The sequence below is a fragment of the Burkholderia sp. THE68 genome (assembly GCF_009938265.1).
In the GTDB taxonomy this organism is placed as follows: domain Bacteria; phylum Pseudomonadota; class Gammaproteobacteria; order Burkholderiales; family Burkholderiaceae; genus Caballeronia.
The window spans coordinates 408,021-427,211 of the sequence record NZ_AP022317.1 but is presented as its reverse complement, the minus strand read 5'-3'; the positions used below and the strand labels follow the sequence as shown (position 1 = coordinate 427,211).

17 protein-coding genes are annotated in these 19,191 nt (G+C 61.3%); 12 read left to right on the top strand and 5 right to left on the bottom strand.

Features of this window, described 5'->3' with window-relative positions; all coding sequences use genetic code 11:
- Positions 1-57: 57 nt before the first annotated feature.
- The 7 genes from BTHE68_RS23240 to BTHE68_RS23210 are packed head-to-tail and all read left to right on the top strand — an operon-like array spanning position 58 to position 6,910.
- Positions 58-1,026 carry an ABC transporter permease gene (locus tag BTHE68_RS23240; RefSeq protein ID WP_197919738.1) on the top strand — a complete coding sequence of 323 codons (969 nt, stop codon included), beginning with the start codon at positions 58-60 and terminating at the stop codon, positions 1,024-1,026.
- A gap of 23 nt (positions 1,027-1,049) precedes the next feature.
- Positions 1,050-1,868: an ABC transporter permease gene (locus BTHE68_RS23235; RefSeq protein WP_197919736.1), complete on the top strand. Its 819-nt coding sequence runs from the start codon at positions 1,050-1,052 to the stop codon at positions 1,866-1,868.
- On the top strand, positions 1,865-3,523 hold the full coding sequence (locus BTHE68_RS23230) for an ATP-binding cassette domain-containing protein (RefSeq protein ID WP_162068651.1): 1,659 nt from the start codon (positions 1,865-1,867) through the stop codon (positions 3,521-3,523). The genes BTHE68_RS23235 and BTHE68_RS23230 overlap by 4 nt, the downstream gene beginning before the upstream one ends.
- Complete coding sequence (locus BTHE68_RS23225) at positions 3,475-4,434, top strand: NAD-dependent epimerase/dehydratase family protein (protein WP_174258106.1); 960 nt, start codon at positions 3,475-3,477, stop codon at positions 4,432-4,434. The genes BTHE68_RS23230 and BTHE68_RS23225 overlap by 49 nt, the downstream gene beginning before the upstream one ends.
- Before the next feature lie 11 nt (positions 4,435-4,445).
- On the top strand, positions 4,446-5,204 hold the full coding sequence (locus BTHE68_RS23220; RefSeq protein WP_162068650.1) for an SDR family NAD(P)-dependent oxidoreductase: 759 nt from the start codon (positions 4,446-4,448) through the stop codon (positions 5,202-5,204).
- 16 nt (positions 5,205-5,220) lie between these two features.
- Positions 5,221-6,141 (top strand): allantoinase PuuE, encoded by a 921-nt coding sequence (locus BTHE68_RS23215; RefSeq protein ID WP_162068649.1) that lies wholly within the window; start codon positions 5,221-5,223, stop codon positions 6,139-6,141.
- Between the two features lie 58 nt (positions 6,142-6,199).
- A complete protein-coding gene (locus tag BTHE68_RS23210; RefSeq protein WP_162068648.1) occupies positions 6,200-6,910 on the top strand; it encodes a GntR family transcriptional regulator in 711 nt (236 codons plus the stop codon).
- A 51-nt stretch (positions 6,911-6,961) separates the two neighbouring features.
- On the opposite strand, the gene BTHE68_RS23205 is transcribed toward BTHE68_RS23210, so the two are convergent.
- The 4 genes from BTHE68_RS23205 to BTHE68_RS23190 all read right to left on the bottom strand — a co-directional run bounded on the left by BTHE68_RS23205 (position 6,962) and on the right by BTHE68_RS23190 (position 10,575).
- A complete protein-coding gene (locus BTHE68_RS23205; protein ID WP_162068647.1) occupies positions 6,962-7,813 on the bottom strand; it encodes a sugar phosphate isomerase/epimerase family protein in 852 nt (283 codons plus the stop codon).
- Complete coding sequence (locus tag BTHE68_RS23200; RefSeq protein WP_162068646.1) at positions 7,810-8,973, bottom strand: dihydrodipicolinate synthase family protein; 1,164 nt, start codon at positions 8,971-8,973, stop codon at positions 7,810-7,812. Before BTHE68_RS23200 ends, BTHE68_RS23205 begins: the two co-directional genes overlap by 4 nt.
- 16 nt (positions 8,974-8,989) lie before the next feature.
- A complete protein-coding gene (locus tag BTHE68_RS23195; RefSeq protein ID WP_162068645.1) occupies positions 8,990-9,760 on the bottom strand; it encodes a 3-ketoacyl-ACP reductase in 771 nt (256 codons plus the stop codon).
- Between the two features lie 134 nt (positions 9,761-9,894).
- Entirely contained in the window at positions 9,895-10,575 is a 681-nt protein-coding gene (locus BTHE68_RS23190; protein ID WP_162068644.1) for a TetR/AcrR family transcriptional regulator, read from the bottom strand.
- 203 nt (positions 10,576-10,778) lie between these two features.
- Here BTHE68_RS23190 and BTHE68_RS23185 point away from each other — a divergent pair, with 203 nt between their 5' ends.
- From BTHE68_RS23185 to BTHE68_RS23175, 3 genes are read left to right on the top strand one after another with little or no spacing between them, the layout of a single operon-like run.
- Entirely contained in the window at positions 10,779-12,287 is a 1,509-nt protein-coding gene (locus tag BTHE68_RS23185) for a CoA-transferase (protein WP_162068643.1), read from the top strand.
- A gap of 14 nt (positions 12,288-12,301) precedes the next feature.
- Positions 12,302-13,072: an enoyl-CoA hydratase/isomerase family protein gene (locus BTHE68_RS23180; RefSeq protein WP_162068642.1), complete on the top strand. Its 771-nt coding sequence runs from the start codon at positions 12,302-12,304 to the stop codon at positions 13,070-13,072.
- Between the two features lie 50 nt (positions 13,073-13,122).
- A complete protein-coding gene (locus BTHE68_RS23175; protein ID WP_162068641.1) occupies positions 13,123-14,421 on the top strand; it encodes an MFS transporter in 1,299 nt (432 codons plus the stop codon).
- A 2-nt stretch (positions 14,422-14,423) separates the two neighbouring features.
- Here BTHE68_RS23175 and BTHE68_RS23170 read toward each other — a convergent pair whose 3' ends face one another.
- A complete protein-coding gene (locus BTHE68_RS23170) occupies positions 14,424-15,128 on the bottom strand; it encodes a hypothetical protein (protein WP_162068640.1) in 705 nt (234 codons plus the stop codon).
- Positions 15,129-15,329: 201 nt separating this feature from the next.
- Here BTHE68_RS23170 and ald point away from each other — a divergent pair, with 201 nt between their 5' ends.
- Together ald and BTHE68_RS23160 are read left to right on the top strand one after the other, a co-directional pair.
- Positions 15,330-16,448, top strand: a complete 1,119-nt coding sequence (gene ald, locus BTHE68_RS23165; RefSeq protein WP_162068639.1) for an alanine dehydrogenase — start codon at positions 15,330-15,332, stop codon at positions 16,446-16,448.
- Between the two features lie 265 nt (positions 16,449-16,713).
- The gene (locus BTHE68_RS23160) at positions 16,714-19,056 is read left to right on the top strand and encodes a type VI secretion system Vgr family protein (protein WP_162068638.1); all 2,343 of its coding nucleotides are present in this window, start codon (positions 16,714-16,716) and stop codon (positions 19,054-19,056) included.
- The last annotated feature ends 135 nt before the right edge of the window (positions 19,057-19,191 follow it).

The following is a 19,191-nucleotide window of genomic DNA, read 5'->3' as shown; positions in this document are numbered from 1 at the left end:
TTCTGGCGGTCGATTCCACGGCCGCTTCGCATCATCCTTGCTCGGCTCGGAACACTGGTGCCCCAGTTGTTCGGGGTCATGTTCGCGACGTTCCTGCTCGTGCGTATGCTCCCGGGCGATCCGGCATTGCTGATGCTCGGGAATATGGCGACGCCCGAAGCCATCGCAGCCCTGCGCGAGAAGCTTCATCTGAACGCGTCGATCTGGTCGCAATTCGGCGCCTATCTCGACGCGCTCACGCACGGCGATCTGGGCACTTCGATGTTCACATCGAATCCCGTCACGGTCGATCTCTTCCAGCGCGTCCCCGCGACGTTCGAACTGATCGTGTATTCGATGCTTCTCACCATCATCATCGGTGTCGGGCTGGCGGTGGTGTCTGTGGTGCGTAAAGGTGGCGTCGTGGATCGCATGGGCAAGGTGTACGGACTCGCCGCGGGCGCGATTCCGGATTTCTGGGTCGGACTGCTGCTGATTTATGCGCTCTTCCATATGGCCGGAATCGCGCCGGCTCCATTCGGCCGCATCGATACGTTCATCACCCCGCCTCCGACGATAACCGGCTTCTACACGATCGACAGCATTCTGACTGGCAACTGGGTTGCGTTGAGGTCGTCCGTCTCGCACCTGTTCCTGCCGGTGCTGACCTTGAGCATCGTCAACGCCGGCGGGCTCATGAAACTGAGTCAATCCGTGTTCGAGGATATCTACAAGAGCGAGTTCATCCGGCACGCGAGAGCATCGGGCCTTTCCGAGCGGCGCATCATCCTGAGCGCCTTGCGCAACAGTCTTCCGCCGATCATCACCATGGTCGGGTTTCTCTTCAGCTTTCTGCTCGGCGCGGCGGTGCTGGTGGAAACGATCTTCGCGTGGGGTGGGCTTGGCCAATATGCGGTTCAGTCCGTGGTCAACAGCGACTATCCGGCGCTTCAAGGCTTCGTGCTCGTGGCTGCCGGTTTCATTCTTCTTGTCTATACAGCGGTGGACGTGATGTACGGACTGGCCGACCCGAGGATCGAAATATGAAATCGCTCCGACTCTTCTCCGACTTGCGTTTCAGCGCAGGCTTGACGACCGGCTGTCTGCTGCTTGGTCTGCAGATCGTGCTCATCGCGTTCGCGCCGTGGATATCGCCGTATTCGCCCGTGGATGCAGACCCGCTGAACGTGCTGAAGGCACCGTCCTGGCAACACTGGTTCGGAACCGATGTATCAGGCATGGACATCCTATCCCGGGTCATCTACGCGACCCGGATCAATCTGCTGATCAGCATCACGGCGGTGGCCGGCGCGTTCGTGATCGGCGTGCCGGTCGGGCTGCTCATCGGCTTCTACCGGAACGCGGTCAGTACGCTCGTGATGCGGGTGTTCGACTTCATCCAGTCGTTTCCCGTGTTCGTGATCGGCATGGCGCTCGTCTCGGTGATGGGGCAGGAAATCTGGAACGTGGCGATCGTCCTGGCCGTGCTGTTCGTACCGATGTTCGCCCGGCTCATCCGGGGCGAGGTTCTCTCGTTGCGCGACAGGCCGTTCATCAGCGCGGCTCGCTGCAGTGGCGCAACGGATGGCACGATCATGTTCAGGCACATCCTGCCCAATGCCATCACGCCGGCCATCGTGCAGATTTCGATCAGCATCGGCATGGCGATTCTCCTGACCGCCGGCCTGTCATTCGTGGGCGCTGGCGTGCGAATGCCCACCCCCGAGTGGGGCCTCATGGTCGCGAACGGCGCTCAGCAAATGATTCTGGGTGTCTGGTGGGCGGCGCTCTTCCCTGGTCTGGCGATCGTGGTTTCCGTGCTCACGTTCGCCGTCCTCGGGGACGCGCTCAAACGCTTTGCTGCACCAGCCTCGAAAGGTGAAAGATGAATACTTCCGCAGATTCATTGCTGCTCGAAGTCGACGAGTTGTCGGTCGACTGGGGCGACGAGCAGACCAGAGTGCTCGATGGCATCAGCTTTTCACTCAAGCGTGGCGAAATCATCGGCATCGTTGGCGAGACGGGCGCGGGCAAGTCGGTGCTGGCACGCGCGATCATCGACATGCTTCCGGACGGCGCGCGCGTGAGCGGTGGCACGATCAAGGTCGAAGGGCGCGACATCCTCAAGCTCAGCGAGCAGGAGCGGCAGAAATATCGCGGCGGCGATGTCGCGCTCATCGGTACGAACGCAAAGATGCTGCTCGATCCGGTCGAGACGGTCGGCGCGCAGGTCGTGCGCGTGCTGCGCGACCATAAGCGCATGAGCCGGAAGCAGGCGTGGTCCGAAGCGATCGAACTCTTCAGGCAGGTCGGCATCGTCAATCCGGAAGCGAGAGCGCATTCCTATCCGCATGAAATGTCGGGCGGCATGGCCCAGCGCGTGGTCATCGCCATGGCGCTCATCGCGCAGCCGAAGATTCTGCTGGCAGACGATGCGACGCTCGGCCTCGACGCGACGATCCAGCTTCAGGTTCTCGACCTGATGGCGCAAAAGGGCAAGGATCTGGGTCTCGGCGTCGTGCTCATCACGCATGATCTGGGGATCGTCGCGAATTACTGCGATCGGGTGGCGATCATCAAAGGCGGCAGGCTGATCGAGCTCGCCGAGGTGGAAGACTTCGTCAAGGCGCCTGAGCGAGAGTACAGCCGCGAGCTGCTCGATGCGGCGAAGGTGCGCCCCTCTACGCTCAGGCTCAATACGGGTTCTGCTGCCGGCATTGCGCCGAAGCCGCCGCTGCTCGAGGTCGAGAATCTCGTCAAGACGTTCAAGTCCGACCGCACGCATGCGGTGGTCAGGGCGATCGATGATGTTTCGTTCAGGATCGCGCGAGGTGAAACACTGGCGCTGGTCGGCGAGAGTGGCTCTGGCAAGACCACGACGGGTCAGTGCCTGCTGCGTCTGCTCGAATCGGATTCCGGGACGATACGCTTCGATGGCCAAAGCACGCGCGCGATGAGCAACGCGGAGTTTCGAGGCATTCGGCGCCGCATGCAGATGGTGTTTCAGGAGCCTTACGTATCGCTCAATCCGCGCTGGCGCACGGGCGACCTGATTGCGGAACCCTTCGCGCTTCTGCCGAAGATGACGCGCGCGGACCGTCAGAAACGCATTCTCGAACTGCTGCAGCTCGTCGGGGTGTCGGCACGGCGCGTCGGCGCCTATCCGCACGAGCTCACCGCAGGCGAGCAGAAGCGAGTCGGCATCGCGCGGGCGCTGGCTGCCAATCCGGACTTCGTCGTGTTCGACGAGTGCACGACCGCGCTCGACATTCGCGTCCGTGCGCAGATCATCGATCTCGTGCGCAACCTGCAGGCGGAAATGGGGCTGTCGGCGCTTTTCATCACGCACGATCTGAACTCCGTCCGGTCACTGGCGCACTACGTGGCCGTGATGCAGTACGGGAAGATCGTGGAGACGGGCGAGACGGAATCGATTTTCGCTGCGCCGGTGCAAGCGTACACGCGCAAGCTTCTGCAGGCGGAACTTCCCATCGAATGCAAACCGAGAGTCGCGGCTCTCGATGTCGTAGGAGCCAGACAATGAGCAAGGAAAGGGTGCTTGTCACCGGAGCGGCAGGTTTGGTCGGCAATGCGATTGCGCGCGCCCTGCTGGACAGAGGCGACCACGTCGTTGCAATCGACCGGTTCGCCGGCCGGATCGAAGGTGTCGACGTCATGCAATGCGATCTGAACGACGTCCACCAACTGCATGCCGTGACCGGTCCCGGCCTTGCCGGCGTGATTCATTGCGGCGCGTTTTCCGGTCCGATGGTCGCGCGAGACAACCCGTACGCAATGGTGCAGGTGAACATCGTCGGCACCGCGAATGTCCTCGAACTCGCACGCATCTACAAGTCGCGGCGCTTCGTGTTCTGTTCGTCGACCAGCGCGTATGGTCACGCAAAGGGCGATCCGGTGCGGGAAGATTCGCACATGGAGCCGGAAAGCCTCTACGGCGCGAGCAAGGTCGCAAGCGAGCAGATGGTCTCTGCCTACGCAAAACAATATGGTGTCGACGGGGTCAGTATTCGTCTTTCGTGGGTGTACGGGCCGCGCCGCACGACCGACTGCGTCATTCGGGACATGCTCACGAATGCGCGAGCCGGCCTTCCGACGACGCTTCACTTCGGCGCTGACTTCCATCGTCAGTTCATCCACGTCGACGATGCGGCCGCCGCGCTGCTCAAGGCGTTCGATGCGCCCGCGTTGCCGCGACGCACATACAACGCGACCGGAGGAACGCGAGTCACGCTGTCGGATATCGCGGATATCGTGAGGGACATCTACCCGGCGGCCAACATCGAACTCGCGAAGGGTCCCGATCCGCTGGACGAGTTTCAGGACGAGTTCGATCTCTCGGCGGCAAGACGTGATCTGGACTACGTTCCGCGTGTCGCACTTGCGGAAGGGATTCGCCGATACGCGCACTGGCTGGAACAAACGCATAAAAGCTAAGGAAGACACTCATGGAATCGTTCTCCCTCGAAGGAAAAGCGGCCGTCGTGACCGGCGGCAATACCGGTATCGGACGCGCGATCGTCGAATTGTTTGCCGCGCACGGAGCAAAGCTTCTCGTCGCGCATTTCAAGGATCGGGAGCGCACCGCGGCGTGGGCATCGGAGCTGGAGGCACGCGGCGCCGACGTGAAAGTCGTCGAGTGCGATGTCACCGACGATCAATCGGTTGCGCGACTGGGCGACTGGACGCGCCGTTCTTTCGGACCGGTCGACATTCTGGTGAACGGAGCGGGCGTCTGCAGCGAAATTCCGTTCGGCAAACTTTCGGTCTCGGATTGGGACCTGACGATGGCGGTCAACCTGCGCGGCGCGTTCCTCGTCACGCGTCAGTTCTTCGATGGGATGAAAGAGCGCCGCTACGGCCGGATCATCAACATCGCCTCACAGCTGGCTTATAAGGGAACGGTGGACGCGGCGCACTATTGCGCCTCCAAAGCGGGTCTCGTCGGCTTCACGCGCGCGCTTTCCTACGAGGGAGCGCCGTTTGGCGTAACCGTCAATGCCATCGCTCCTGGGCCGGTCGAGACGGCGATGCTGGCCGGTTTCACGGACGAATGGCGCGCGATGAAGTTCGCGCAACTCCCGGCCGGACGATTCGGTCAGGTCGACGAAATCGCCCCGACCGCGCTGCTATTGGCGTCAGAAACCGGAGGCGCTTACTACATGGGTCAGACGTTGTCGCCGAACGGCGGCGACGTCATGATTTGACGGAACCGGAGATTTCATGAGCAACGATCGCACGACACCCGCACGCAATTTCGAGGGTTATGGCGCCAACCCGCCTTCGGCCAACTGGCCGAACGGGGCACGTATCGCAATCAACCTCGTGTTGAACTACGAGGAAGGTTCCGAACCATCGATCGAGCACGGCGAAACGCAGAGCGAGACCTGGTTCACCGAATCGCATGGCCTGCATTCGGGCGTGGTCGGTCGGGACCTGGCGGCGGAAGGGCTTTTCGAGTACGGCAGCCGAGTCGGCTTCTGGCGGCTCATGCGTATAATTCAAGAGCGGAATTTGCCGGCGACGATTTACGGGTGCGCCCTGGCGCTGGAGCGCAATCCGTCGGCCGCGGCGGCCATTCGAGCGTCGGGCTTCGACGTCTGCAGTCACGGCTGGCGGTGGATACAGCACTATCGGCTTGCGCCGGAAGAGGAGCGGCAGCACATCCGGATGGCCGTCGAGTCGCTCACGCGTACGACCGGCCGGCCGCCCGAAGGGTGGTATTGCCGCTATTCGCCATCGGTGAATACAAGGCGTCTGCTCGTCGAGCACGGCGGCTTTCTGTACGACTCTGACTACTACGGCGACGAACTTCCGTTCTGGACCACGGTAGGCGAGACGCCGCACCTGGTCATTCCGTATTCGCTGACGACAAATGACGGACAATATGCGGGTACCACGGGCACGTCGCAACAGTGGTTCGATTTCATGAAAGACGCATTCGACATGCTGTACAAGGAAGGAGCGAAGACGCCGAAGATGATGTCAGTCGGCCTTCATCTCAGGCTGATCGGGCATCCGGCGAGGGCCGCCGGTCTCGAACGATTCCTCGACTATGTAAAGAGTCACGAGGATGTCTGGTTTGCCCGGCGGATCGATATTGCTCGCCATTGGATCAAAGAGCATCCTTATCACGGTGTGTGACAACCCTCACGCCGGCAACTCCGAGGCGCCCCCCGAGCGTCCAGAAAGGCTTTCCAACATGCCCAAGAATTCAGTTCTTCCTCTTCTCAACGATACGCAGTCGACGGACAGCACGAGCGACGAAATCTACGAGCGAATCTACCTTGCAATCCTGGAGCATCGGCTGACACCGGGAACGAAGCTGGCTGAGGAGCGCCTTGCTTCGATCTTCAAGGCCAGTCGCGCGCGGGTGCGGGAAGCGCTGAGCAAGCTGGCCTATGAGCAAATCGTCGAGGTTTTTCCGAAGCGAGGCTGGTTCGTCGCAAAGCCTTCGGTGGAGCAGGCTCGGGATGTATTCGAGGCCCGAAGACTGATCGAGCCCGCTGTCATGCGCCGTCTGGCCAATAGCATGACCGACGAGAAGCGGGCAGCATTGAAGGAGCATCTGGATAAGGAGATGAACGCTCGTAAAGTCGAAGACAAGCGCGCGATCATCCGCTTGTCCGGAGAGTTTCATAACCTTGCGGCAGCGCTCGCCGGTAACTCTTCATTCACCCGCAGCTTGCGCGAGCTTTCCACCCTGACATGCCTGGTCATTCTTCTGTACAACGCACCGATCGTCGCGAGCTGCCGAGCCGACGAACATGAGCGTATCGTGGTTGCCTTGAATCAAGGCGATGGCGAAACGGCCGCGAAGATCATGCTCGAGCATCTCGACCACATCGAAGGTTCATTGGATCTTGACTCGACAGAGGACGAAGCGGACCTTGAAGAGATCTTCCTGCGCTAGTCCGGAGCGGACTAATCTGGAGTTTCGACTTTCTACGCAAACGGATCAGCCTCAGCAGACCGATTGCAAGCGCGCGGCGCACGTCTGCAGGACCTGATCGGGTGGGCGTTTCCACCAGTTGTCGCGCGAAAAGATCTCGACTTCGACCATGCCGGCATAGCCCGCATTTTCGACATTTCGCCGGAAACCCCGCAGGTCGATCACGCCATCGCCCATCATGCCGCGATCGAGCAACAGATCGTTCGTCGGTACGAGCCAGTCGGAGACGTGGTACGCAAAAATGCGATCGTCCTTGCCGATCGAAGAGACCGCCGCTTCCAGCCGCGGGTCCCACCAGCAGTGATACACGTCGACAGCAATTCCGAGGAAGCCATCGTTATGCGGATCGAGTTCGCGCGCGATGACGTTCGCCTGATCGATCGTGTTGATCACCGACCTTTCGCCCGCATACATCGGATGCAGCGGTTCGATCGCCAGGCGGACGCCCAGCTTGCGCGCCGCTTCGAGCAATGCGCCGATGCCGTCCCGTACCTGCGTGCGCGCCGCCGACAGGTCGCGGCTTCCTTCAGGCAGGCCGCCGACGACCATCACGAAGCATTCGGCGCCCAGTTCAGCCGCGTCGTTCAGCGCCCGGACGTTCGACTGAATGTTGACCAGACGCTGCGCCTGCGTCGCGGCAGGGAAGTACGTCGACCGACAGTACCCGCTGACCTTGAGTTCCAGCGCACGAATCTGCCTGGCGATCCTGCTCACGCCGGCCGCTTCCACTTCATGACGCCACGGCGCCAGTCCACCGAAGCCCGCTTTGGCGATCCGGTCGATCGTCACGTCGATGGTTTCGCGATGTCCGAGTGTCGCGGTGTTGATGGAACAACGGGCGAGGTGAAGAGGTTCCTTGATCATTGCCCGCATCCGAGCGTGGTCATGACCGCTCGCATGCGGCTGACGGCCAACTCGGGATCCTTGAGCAGATTCGCCTGATCGGCGAGCCGGAAGACTTCCGCCAGATAGGCAGGCGGCCTCATGCCATGATGGCCACCGAGCATGAAGAAGTGCGGCTGGAATCCGTTCAGATAGGCGAGGAAGACGACTCCGGTCTTGTAGTACTGTGTCGGCGCGCGAAAGATATGGCGCGACAGCGGCACCGTTGGCGCGAGCAGCTCGTCATAGCGAGCGAGATCGTTCGCGGCGAGCGCGGACAACGCCTGTGACGCCGCAGGCGCGATCGCATCGAAGATGCCGAGCAGCGCGTGCGAGTAACCGTACTCGTCGCCGGCGATGAGCACCGGGTAGTTGAAGTCGTCGCCGGTGTACATCTTCACGGACGCAGGAAGACGTCGGCGGAAGGCGATTTCCTTCGCGTCATCCAGCAGCGAAATCTTGATGCCATCGACTTTCGCTTCATTCGCGACGATGACTTCGAGACAGACCCTGGCCGCGTTTTCGAAGTCGGCATGACCCCAGTATCCGGCCAGTTCGGGATCGAACGCCTCGCCGAGCCAGTGAAGAATGACCGGCTTGTCGCACGCAGCCAGCACTTCGCGATAGACACGAATGTAGTCGTTCGCATCCCTGGCCACGCGCGCGAGGGCGCGGCTCGCCATCAGGATGATCTGGCCGCCCGCGCGCTGGACGCTCTCGATTTGCGTCAGGTAGGCCTTGATGACATCGTCGCACGAGCGCGCGTCGTTGACCGGCAAGTGATCCGTGCCGCAGCCCGATGCGATCGACGCGCCGGGAATGTCGCGCGTTTCATTCAGCGTGCGGACGATCAGCTCTTTCGCCGAGTCCCACGACAGGCCCATGCCGCGTTGCGCCGTATCCATCGCCTCCGCGATCCCCAGACCTTGCTCCAGAAGATAGCGGCGATATTCGATGGTCCGGTCCCAGTCGATCGCGCAGGCTTGTCCGAGTTCGCCGCTACGCAGCGGATCGGCGACCACGTGCGCCGCCGAGTAAACGATGCGGTTGAACGCCGTCACGGGCTTGACGACCTGCAAGGGCGTGCCGGTCAGACGGTAATCGGCGAGCGCGCCGTCCAGGGTGGGAAGCTTGATTTGCATGGTTCGAATCTCGAAATCAGTATTTGGAAACAAGAAGACCGCCATCGACGCGGATCGCCTGACCCACGCTGAACGGCAGACCACCCGTTGCGAGCGTGCGTACCGTAAGCGCGACTTCATCCGGCTTGCCCCATCGCTTGATGGCGGTCAACCCGTCCTCCATGAGCGCGTCGTAACGCGCCTTCGATGGCGCGGTCATTTCGGTTTCGATCAGGCCCGGCTGTACTTCGAATACGCTGACGCCCAGTTCAGCCAGCCGCAGACCGAACAGGGTAGTGGCCATCGACAGCCCTGCCTTCGACACGCAATATTCGCTGCGCTGTGGCGACGCCGCCACGGCGTTGGATGAGGTGATCGTGATGATCGAGCGATTGACCGCCGACTGCCGCGCCCGCGCGACACGCCGGCCGAATGCCTGCATCAGGAAGAAGGTGCCTCGCGTGTTGACGTTGAGGCATCGGTCGTAGCTTTCTGGCGTGACGTCGAGTAGATCGCCGCGCGACATGACGGACACGCCAGCGTTGTTGACCAAGCAGGTGACCGGGCCGAGCGCATCGTCGACCGCCTGAAACAGCGCGTCGTGATACGCGATGTCCGCGAGATTCGATGTCAGCGCCACGCACTTCACACCGACGCGTTCGATATCGGCGCGCGTGGCGACCAACTCCTCCGATGTCTCGACGTCCGTGATGGCGATGTCGAACCCGGCATTGGCAAGTTCGAGCGCGATCGCCCGACCGATGCCGCGACGAGCGCCCGTAACCAGCGCGACCTGGCGTTGTTCCATGTTTCATCTCTTCCTAAGTAACGATCCGTTTCGTTATTTAATACCTGTCGAAACGCGCTGTCAAAAAAGGGTTTTCCCCTATGAAGCGGAAAACCCTTGCGCGACGGAGCGAAGAAGAGAGGAGCGCGGCGCGATCAGCTCGGGCGCAGCAGGCTGAAGACTGTTTCGAGATTGAAGTCGAGACGTTTCTGAAGCGCTTCCTTCGAGACGAAATCGAAGCCGAAGATGACTTCGCCGGTGAAGCGATTGGTCAGATAGTAGTAACCCAAGGCAGCGATGGTCAGGTGCAACTGGCTTGCATCGACGCCCGCCTTGAAGTCGCCGGAGGCTACGCCTCGCTCGAGAATATGCTGCAGCATGTTGACGAAGCCGCGATGCAGTTCGCTGAACCGTCTCGACTTCTTGACATGCCGGGCCCGGTGCAGATTTTCGCTGTTCACGAGCGACATGAACTCCGGGTTCTTCAGGTAATAGTTCCAGGTGAACGTCACGTAGGCCCGGATCGCCTCGACGGGCGCGAGCTTATCGAGGCCGAGCGCTCTTTCCTCGGTCCGGATGTCGGTCCACATTTCCTCGAGGACGGTCTGGAACAGCTCTTCCTTCCCCTTGAAGTACTCGTAGATCATCCGCTTGTTGACGCCGGCCTTCTCGGCGATCGTCTCGATGCGCGCGCCGCCCAGTCCAACTTTCGCGAACTCGGCTTTGGCGGCAGAGAGGATTTTGGCTTGCGTCTGGATCGGATCGCGCAGCCGCTTGGCACGCGCGGGCTTCTCGACAGCGCGTACTTCGCCGCCCGGTTCGACTGGGGTCTGCATATTCGTGGGTCACATCCAAAGTTAAACGGTAACTGACAACGCCATCGCGTCGCAATCGTGGCGTACGAGCGGCTCTGTGCGCATCCATCATCGTAAACCCGATTTCAGGCGCTTTTCCCTTGAACGTCGCTTTTGCCTGTGCCACGATTCGTGTCAAGTAACGATACGGTTCGGTACTAAAGACTTTCGAATCAGGAGGCGTTGTGAAAAAGTGGACCAGTGCGCAAGCCGTTGCGGCTTCGATCTTCGACGGTGCGACGATCGCCATCACCGGCTCGGGCGGCGGGCTGCTCGAACCGGACGCGATCCTCGCTGCGATCGAAGCGCGATTTCTCGAAACCGGCCATCCGCGCAATCTGACGGTCGTTCATGCGCTGGGCGTGGGCGACGGGCTGGGCAGCGGCCTCGGCAGATTCGCTCACGCCGGGATGGTCAGGCGCGTGATCGGCGGCCACTGGGTCTGGTCATCGGCGATGCAGAAGCTGGCCGAAAGCGGTGCGATCGAGGGTTACAGCTTCCCGGGCGGTGTGATTGCGACCTTGTTCCGCGAAATCGGCGCGGGCCGGCCGGGCGTGATTACGCGCGTCGGCCTGAGAACCTTCGTCGATCCGCGACTGGACGGCGGCAAGCTGAACGACGTCACCACCGAAGATCTCGTCGAGCTGATCGACATCGACGGCACGGAATTCCTGCGCTACAAGCCCTTCAAGATCGACTTCTCGATCGTCATGGCGTCGTCCGCGGACGACAGGGGCAATCTCTCGACCCGTCATGAACCGGCGGACCTCGACATCTATGCCGTCGCGCTGGCCGCGCACAACAGCGGCGGCAAGGTCATCGCGCAAGTCAGATCGCGGCCGCGTCTGCACGTGCCCGCTCGTCTGGTTCGTGTGCCTGGCGTGATGGTCGATTTCACTGTCGAGACCCCGGCTCAACGCCAGTGCCAGATCAGCGAGTACGACGCCACGTTGAGCGGCGAAGCGCTCGGCGAGACACCCGATGTCGAGATGCCCGATGGCATGCGCCTCATCGTGGCCGAGCGCGCGGCCCAGGAGCTTGGCATCGATCAATCCGTGAACTTCGGCTTCGGCTTTCCGGGCGCGATTCCGGCCGTTCTCGCCTCGCAAGGTCGCGGCGACGAGTACTGGGGTTCCGTCGAACAGGGCGTCCACCGCGGCTCGATGCTCGACGGCTCGATGTTCGGCACCGCGCGCAACGCCGACGCCATCATGCCGAGCGTCGATCAGTTCGACTGGTATAGCGGCGGCGGTATCGACGTGACCTTTCTCGGCATGGGCGAATTCGACGAAGAAGGCAACGTGAACGTGTCGAAGCTCGGCTCGACGGTCGTCGGGCCGGGCGGATTCATGGATATCGCGCAGGGCGCGAAAAAACTGGTGTTCTGCGGCGCGTTCGAGGCCAAGGGCTTGCGTGTGGAACGCAAAGGCGACGCGCTCGACATTCTCTCGCCGGGATCCGTGCCGAAGGCCGTGAAAAAAGTGCGGCACGTGACGTTCAGCGGCGTGCAGGCGCGTCTGGACGGCAAGGAAGTTTTCTATATCACCGAGCGCGCGGTGTTCAGGCTCGATACGCTCGGCGTATGCCTCGTCGAAGTGGCGAAGGGCGTCGACATGCACCGCGATGTGCTCTCGCGCATGGAGTTCACGCCGCTCATCGACGAGCGCCTGCTCGAAGCCGCTGCGGCTCACTGACAAAGAGGTTTTACATGTCCGACACCGACATTCTCTACGAAGCCAAAGGTGGCGTCGCCACGATTACGCTCAACCGCGTATCGCGTCATAACGCGTTGACGTTGCAGATGCTGGATGACATCGAACGTGCCGTGACGGACGTCGAGCGCAATGATGAAATCCGCGTGCTGAAAATCGAAACCGCGAGTCCGCGCTTCTTTTGCAGCGGCGCGGATATCAACGAGTGGGGCGACATCGATCCGCAGAAGATGGGCACGCGCTTCATTCGCGAAGGCAACCGCGTGTTCCGTCGCATCGCCGAACTCGACCAACCGACGATCGCTGTTCTTTCCGCCAGCGCGCTCGGCGGCGGATTCGAACTCGCGCTGACGTGCGATTTCCGCTACGCAAGCACACAGGCAAAGGTCGGCTTTCCTGAAGCGTCGGTGGGCGCCATCCCCGGATGGATGGGCTGCTCGCGGCTTTCCGAACTCGTCGGCGCGACGCGCACGCGTGAGTTGATTCTTCTCGGTGAACCGATCTCCGCCGAAACCGCCGCTGCATGGGGCGTGATCAACGAGGCCGTCGAAGCGGATCAGTTGCGCGGCCACGTCGACGCAATCTGCGAAACGCTCATCAAGCGATCGAGGACTTCGCTGTCAGTCGGTAAGCGGCTCGTTCGCATGATGGAGACGGGCCAGCACGAATACGCTCACGAACTCGCCGCATCGGTGTGCAAGGCGTCGCCCGATGCAATCGAAGGCGTCGCGGCATTTCGCGAGAAACGCCCCGCATTTTTCCGGTAACTCTCAAGCCGCATCAGCGGATCAGGCATTTCAGGAGACAGGAGTCGCTCATGGACCGTACAGCTATCCGGTGGCGCATCTGCGCGCTGCTTTTCTTCGCAACCACGATCAATTACCTCGACCGTCAGGTGTTGGGACTGCTCAAGCCCGAGCTTGCCGTCACGTTCAACTGGACCGAGACACAGTACAGCTACATCGTCATGGTGTTCACCGCGTGTTATGCAATCGGCATGGTGTTGTCCGGAAAGATGGTCGACAAGTTCGGCGTCAAGATCGGCTACGGCGTGTGCGTGCTGGTGTGGAGCATCGCCGCATGCGGCCATGCGCTCGTGCGCAGCACGATGGGCTTCGGCGTCATGCGTGCCCTGCTTGGCATCTCTGAGTCCGGCAGTTTCCCTTGCGCGGTGAAGAGCGTGTCGGAGTGGTTCCCGCGCAAGGAGAAAGCGCTGGCGGTGGGTATTCTCACCTCCGGTACCAGCATCGGCGCGGTGGCGGCACCGGCGACCGTTCCATGGCTCGCCGCAACGTATGGCTGGGAGGCTGCGTTCTTCGTCACCGGACTGACGGGCTTTGTCTGGCTGGGCTTCTGGTACTTCATGTATCAGGTGCCGGCGAAACACGCGAAGGTCAACGAGGCGGAGCTCGGCTACATCAGCGAGGATTCAGCGCCCGCTCCCGCGACGCAAAAGGTGAGCTGGTTCACCTTGCTCAAGCTGCGCCCGACGTGGGCATTCTTCGCAGGCAAGCTTCTGACCGACCCGATCTGGTGGTTCATGCTCTTCTGGCTGCCTTCGTACTTCAATTCGCGCTTCCACCTCGATCTGAAGAACCTCGGCCTGCCGCTGGTGATCGTGTACGTCTCGACCTCGATCGGCAGCATCGGCGGTGGTTTCATCTCGTCCAGGCTGATTCAGCGCGGCTGGTCCGTGACGAAGGCGCGACAAACCACCATGCTGGTCTTTGCGTTCCTCGTGATGCCGATTGCGTTCTCGCCGTTCATCGAGAACATGTGGGCGATGGTCGGCCTTCTGAGCCTCGCGGCGGCTTCGCATCAGGCATGGTCGGCAAACCTCTTTACGACCGCTTCCGACATGTTCCCGAAAGCGGCAGTCGGTTCGGTCGTCGGGATCGGCGGCCTGGCCGGTGCGCTGGGTGCGACGCTGTTCCCGCTCGTCGTCGGCGCGGTGCTGGACCATTTCAAGTTGCTCGGTCACATCGACGCCGGCTACAACGTGCTGTTCGTCGTCTGCGGTTCGGCGTATCTCATCGCATGGGTCGTGATGCGCGTCATTCGCTCGTCGAGCAAGCCCGTCGACATCGCGCAACTTGCGCCGGGCGCTCACGGTTGAAGTCAGTCGGCGCGGTACCAGCGACCCGATTCCGGGCACACGGCAACTGGTGAGCCGTTCAACCACACTTGTTCTTCATCCGGTAGCGGCGACGTCGGACGGGCGACGTCGAAGTCCACCTCGAGGACTTGCGCAACCTTGGCGTCCTCGATGGGAAGCTCCCAGCTCAGGAATATCTGGATCCAGTCCTGATCCGGCGCGAAGTCGGCCTCATTGAAATTGTCGCGGTGGCGCTGAATCACGCCATGAGGCTGACCGGTATCGAATATGAGGGCTGTTCCGCGGGTCAGCGGAATACGAAGTCCCGTGGCGGGAAAATGCACGTCCAGGCCACGGTCCTCGCTCAGGAAGAGATTGCAGAAGGCCTTGCCGCCATATTGCGCGGCGTCATGGTGATAGCGCGCGCCACGACACGCCATGAGCGCGACGTCGCTGTCGGCGAGCACGGCGCGCAGTCCAAGCGCGCGTGTCCAGTCCGACATGGTCTGCACGCAGCGCTTGTAGTCCGGCCAGCGCATTTGCGTTCGCGCCAGAGGCATTGGCTCGACATCGCCGGGTTCGAGAACGAGCCGCGACGATGTCTCTCTTTGCCAATCCGCGAGTAGTCGTGCGGAGGGTGCGGGCACGTCGAGCGTGCCTGAGAGAACCACGTCACTGACGCTTCGACTGCGGATCGCGTCGCCGCTCCAGAAATAGGAAGTCAGCATGTCTCGCATGCGATGCTTTCGATGGAAATGTGTCCGCGCCATTGTAGCGATTCAGACGGAACACCCCTGCGAAACCGATAAGATTGGAAACGATCGTCGCCGCACGAGACGACGACACGACCTCGCGGCTGTCGCCGACATGGTTTCAGGTATGAAGAAAATCGTCGCTGGCGAAGCGTGACGCGCTCACAGGAGACTGCCATGCGTATCGGCGTACCCAAGGAAGTGAAGATCCATGAATATCGCGTCGGACTGACGCCGGCCAGCGTGCGCGAACTCACCGCGCGTGGACATCCGGTCGTGGTGCAGGCGCAAGCCGGCGACGCAATCGGCCTGACCGACGAACAGTACCGGCTGGCGGGCGCGGAGATCGTCGCGGAGGCTGCGGAAGTGTTCGCTTCCGCCGACATGATCGTCAAGGTCAAGGAGCCGCAGCCCGCCGAGTGTCAGATGCTGCGGCCCGGACAGATCCTCTATGCGTATCTGCATCTCGCGCCGGACCCGGTCCAGACGAAGGCGCTCGTAGAGTCCGGGGCGATCTGCATTGCGTACGAGACCATCACCGGGTCGGGCGGCGGACTGCCGCTGCTGGCGCCGATGAGCGAGGTCGCCGGACGCATGGCGGTGCAGGCCGGCGCGCACTTTCTGGAGATCGCCCAGGGCGGGCGCGGCGTCCTGCTCGGGGGCGTGCCTGGCGTGACGCCTGGCCACGTCGCCGTGATCGGCGCGGGCGTGGTTGGCACGAATGCGTTGCAGATGGCGGTCGGACTCGGCGCGCGCGTCACCGTGCTGGACAAGAACGTCGATCGCCTGCGTCAGCTCGATCTGGTTTACGGCAATCGGATCACGACCGCGTTTTCCAACGCGCAGAGCATCGAAGAGGCCGTGCTCGATGCGGATGTCGTGATCGGCGGCGTGCTGATACCGGGTGCGTCCGCGCCCAAGCTCGTCGCCCGGGAGCACGTCGCCGGCATGAGGAAGGGCGCGGTGATGGTCGATGTCGCCATCGATCAGGGTGGCTGCTTCGAGACGTCGCATCCGACCACGCATGCCGATCCCGTCTTTTTCATCGATGGGGTCGTGCACTATTGCGTCGCGAACATGCCGGGAGGCGTGGCGCGCACGTCGACGTTCGCACTGAACCATGCAACGATCGGCCCCGCGCTCATGCTGGCGGACAAGGGCTGGAAGCGCGCAATGAAGGAAGACGTGCATCTTCGCCGCGGACTCAACGTGTGTGACGGGAACGTCACTTACAAGGCGGTGGCGCGCGATCGCGGTTATCAATATGTCGATGCGGAGTCGCTGCTTGATGGGTAGCCGCATCGGCTAAATCAGCGAATGAGGTTATAGGAGAAATCCGAAAGATAAGGTAATTTAATTTGCCTAACTAACTGAATTTAATCAAATAAAGCCGAGGCAAGAGGAATTGTCGCTTTCGGACGGGAATTTTGTACGCCAAAATAACCTGTATTGGCCCCCGTTCCGAATATGCCGGCGCTCGTCCACGCCGAGCAGTGTCTCTGAACAGGGTCGTCTCGATGTTGCCGTTGAGCAAGCGGCCTGAGTTCAGGGAGTTCCGTGCATGTCCATGGTGTTGCCGTCGCAAGCCTATTCGTTACAGCTCAAACCGCAGCCTGCGCTTATCTCGATATTGAGGTTTAACGGAGAGGCGAAAATCAGTGAGCTCTACGAATTCAATATCGAGTTCACGAGCGCGGTTGCCGACATTCCGATGGATCAGGTCGTCGGGCGCCCCGCGGTCTTTACCATCGATCCCATCGATCCGCAGGAAGCCTACTTGCGCCAGATGTTCGGCGAGCGCTGGAAGGACTTCAGCAAGGCCCCGCAGCCCAGCGTCACGCATGGCGTCATCGAAAGATTCGAGACGCTCGGCACGTCAGCCGATGAAACGCGCTATCGCGTCACGCTGGTGCCCAAGATCGCGGAACTGGCACGAGGACGCAAATGCCGGTTGTTCCAGAAGCAATCCGTCGTCGAGATCGTTACGGACACGTTGCGCCACTACGGCTATCGCCTGGGCGTCGATTTCGATTTCAAGGGCTTGCGTGGAACGTATAAGCGGATCGAATACGAGACGCAGTTTTACGAGACTACGTTCGCCTTCATTCAGCGCATCTGCGCCGAGGCGGGCATCTGGTTCCGCTTTGAACAGAAGAGCGATCGCACGGTCATCATTTTCGGGGATGATCTGGATGCCTATGCGCGCAAGCAGCGGGTGGTGCCGTATCGCAGCCACTCGGGACTCGACAGCGCCGGTGCGGAGTCGATTCGTTCGCTCAGAACGATCACGCAACGTGTGCCGGAAGCGGTGCAACTGAACGACTACAACCATCGTCAGGCGGACGTGGCGCTGCTGGTCGAAGAAAATGCCGCGCGCGCGGACAAGACGACCGACGCGGTGGACGGTACGTGGGGCGAGCACTACGAAACGCTGGAGGAAGGGCGCCAGATCGCGCGTCTGCGCCATGAGGCGTACATCGCCACGCAGATCAGCTATCGCGGTCGGGGTAATCCGTTCTCGATCGAAGTGGGCGAGGTGATCCGGCTCGATGTCAATCCCAAGGATGCGCCCAATGGGCTGTTCATCGCGTCGATGTGTTGCGGCGGCGGCCGGGGCGTGTCGTACTGGAACAACTTTCGGGCGATTCCGGCGGATCGCAAGTGGCGCACGAGCATTGATTCCGTTGAACGCCCGAAGGCTGAAGGCATCTGGCCGGCGAGAGTCGATTCACCGGGGTCGTACAAATACGGATATCTGGACGAAAAAGGCCGCTATGTCGTGAAGATGCCGTTCGATCTGGACGAGTGGAGCCCGGGTGGCGCGAGCCGTCCGATCCGCATGGCCAGACCGTACGCGGGCGCGGACTACGGACATCATTTTCCGCTGATTCACGGGACGGAGCTGGCGCTGATATTCACAGCGCAAGATCCGAATAGGCCCGTCATAGTGGGATCGCTTCATGACAGCCTGAACCCGGACCTCGTCACCAATCTCAACAATACGCGGAACATCATGAGGTCCGCTGCGCAGAATGAGTTGCGCATGGAGGATAAGGAGGGGATAGAGCATATCCACCTGACTACGCCTTATCAGACCAGTGAACTGAATCTGGGGCATATGGTCGATGGGGAGCGCAAGGAACGCGGTCGCGGAGCGGAGCTGAGAAGCGATGAGCATGTGGCCGTCAGAGGCGGAAAGGGCGTTCTGCTGTCTGCGGAAGCTCAGTCAAATGCGACCGGCGAGCAACTTGCAATGCAAGACGCCGACGTGACGTTTAACCAGGCCAGGGATCTGTTGCGTTCACTTAACGATTCGGCTAACGCCGCTAAAGCATGGCTCGCCGAGGTGGATCAGCAACGATCACTCATCGAGGAGAAGCTAACGAAACTGGGCAGGCCAGTGCTGGTCGCAACCGCGCCCGACGGACTTGGCATTGCGAGCGGACGGCAGTTGCAGGTGGCGTCTCGCAAGCAGATGTTCGTAACTTCGGGCGAGGGCGTCGACATTGGCGCATTCAGGCGAATCACGGTGGCTGCCGGCGAAGCGATATCCTTCTTCGCGGCAACGTTGGGAATCCGTCTTTTTGCGGCGAAAGGGAAGGTGCAGATCCAGGCCCAGAGCGACGCGATGGAACTGTTGGCCATGCAGGGAATGGTCGTAAGTTCCTCGGACGGTGAGGTGACGATTACTGGACGCAAGGGCGTGACGATCGGCGATGGCTCGGGTGCCTATATCAAGCTATCGGGTGGAAAGATCACGCTTGGTAGTCCTGCGGGTGAGATTGAGTCGAAGGGGAATCTGACAGTCGGTGACGCCGACGGCGGAAGTTTCACGTTCCCGTCCTGGTCCAACGCGCCAGTGCAAGACATCAAGGCCCCGATTTCCTTTGGATTTTCTGAATAAGCATCGAAATGGCAACTTCCGCACGCCCTACACAACAATCCGTGTCGACGCCGCAGCCAGCCTCGGGTAGCCAACGCAGTACCCCCGCAACGCCCAGTAGCGCACCGCGAGCAACGCCTGCAGACACTAAGGTCA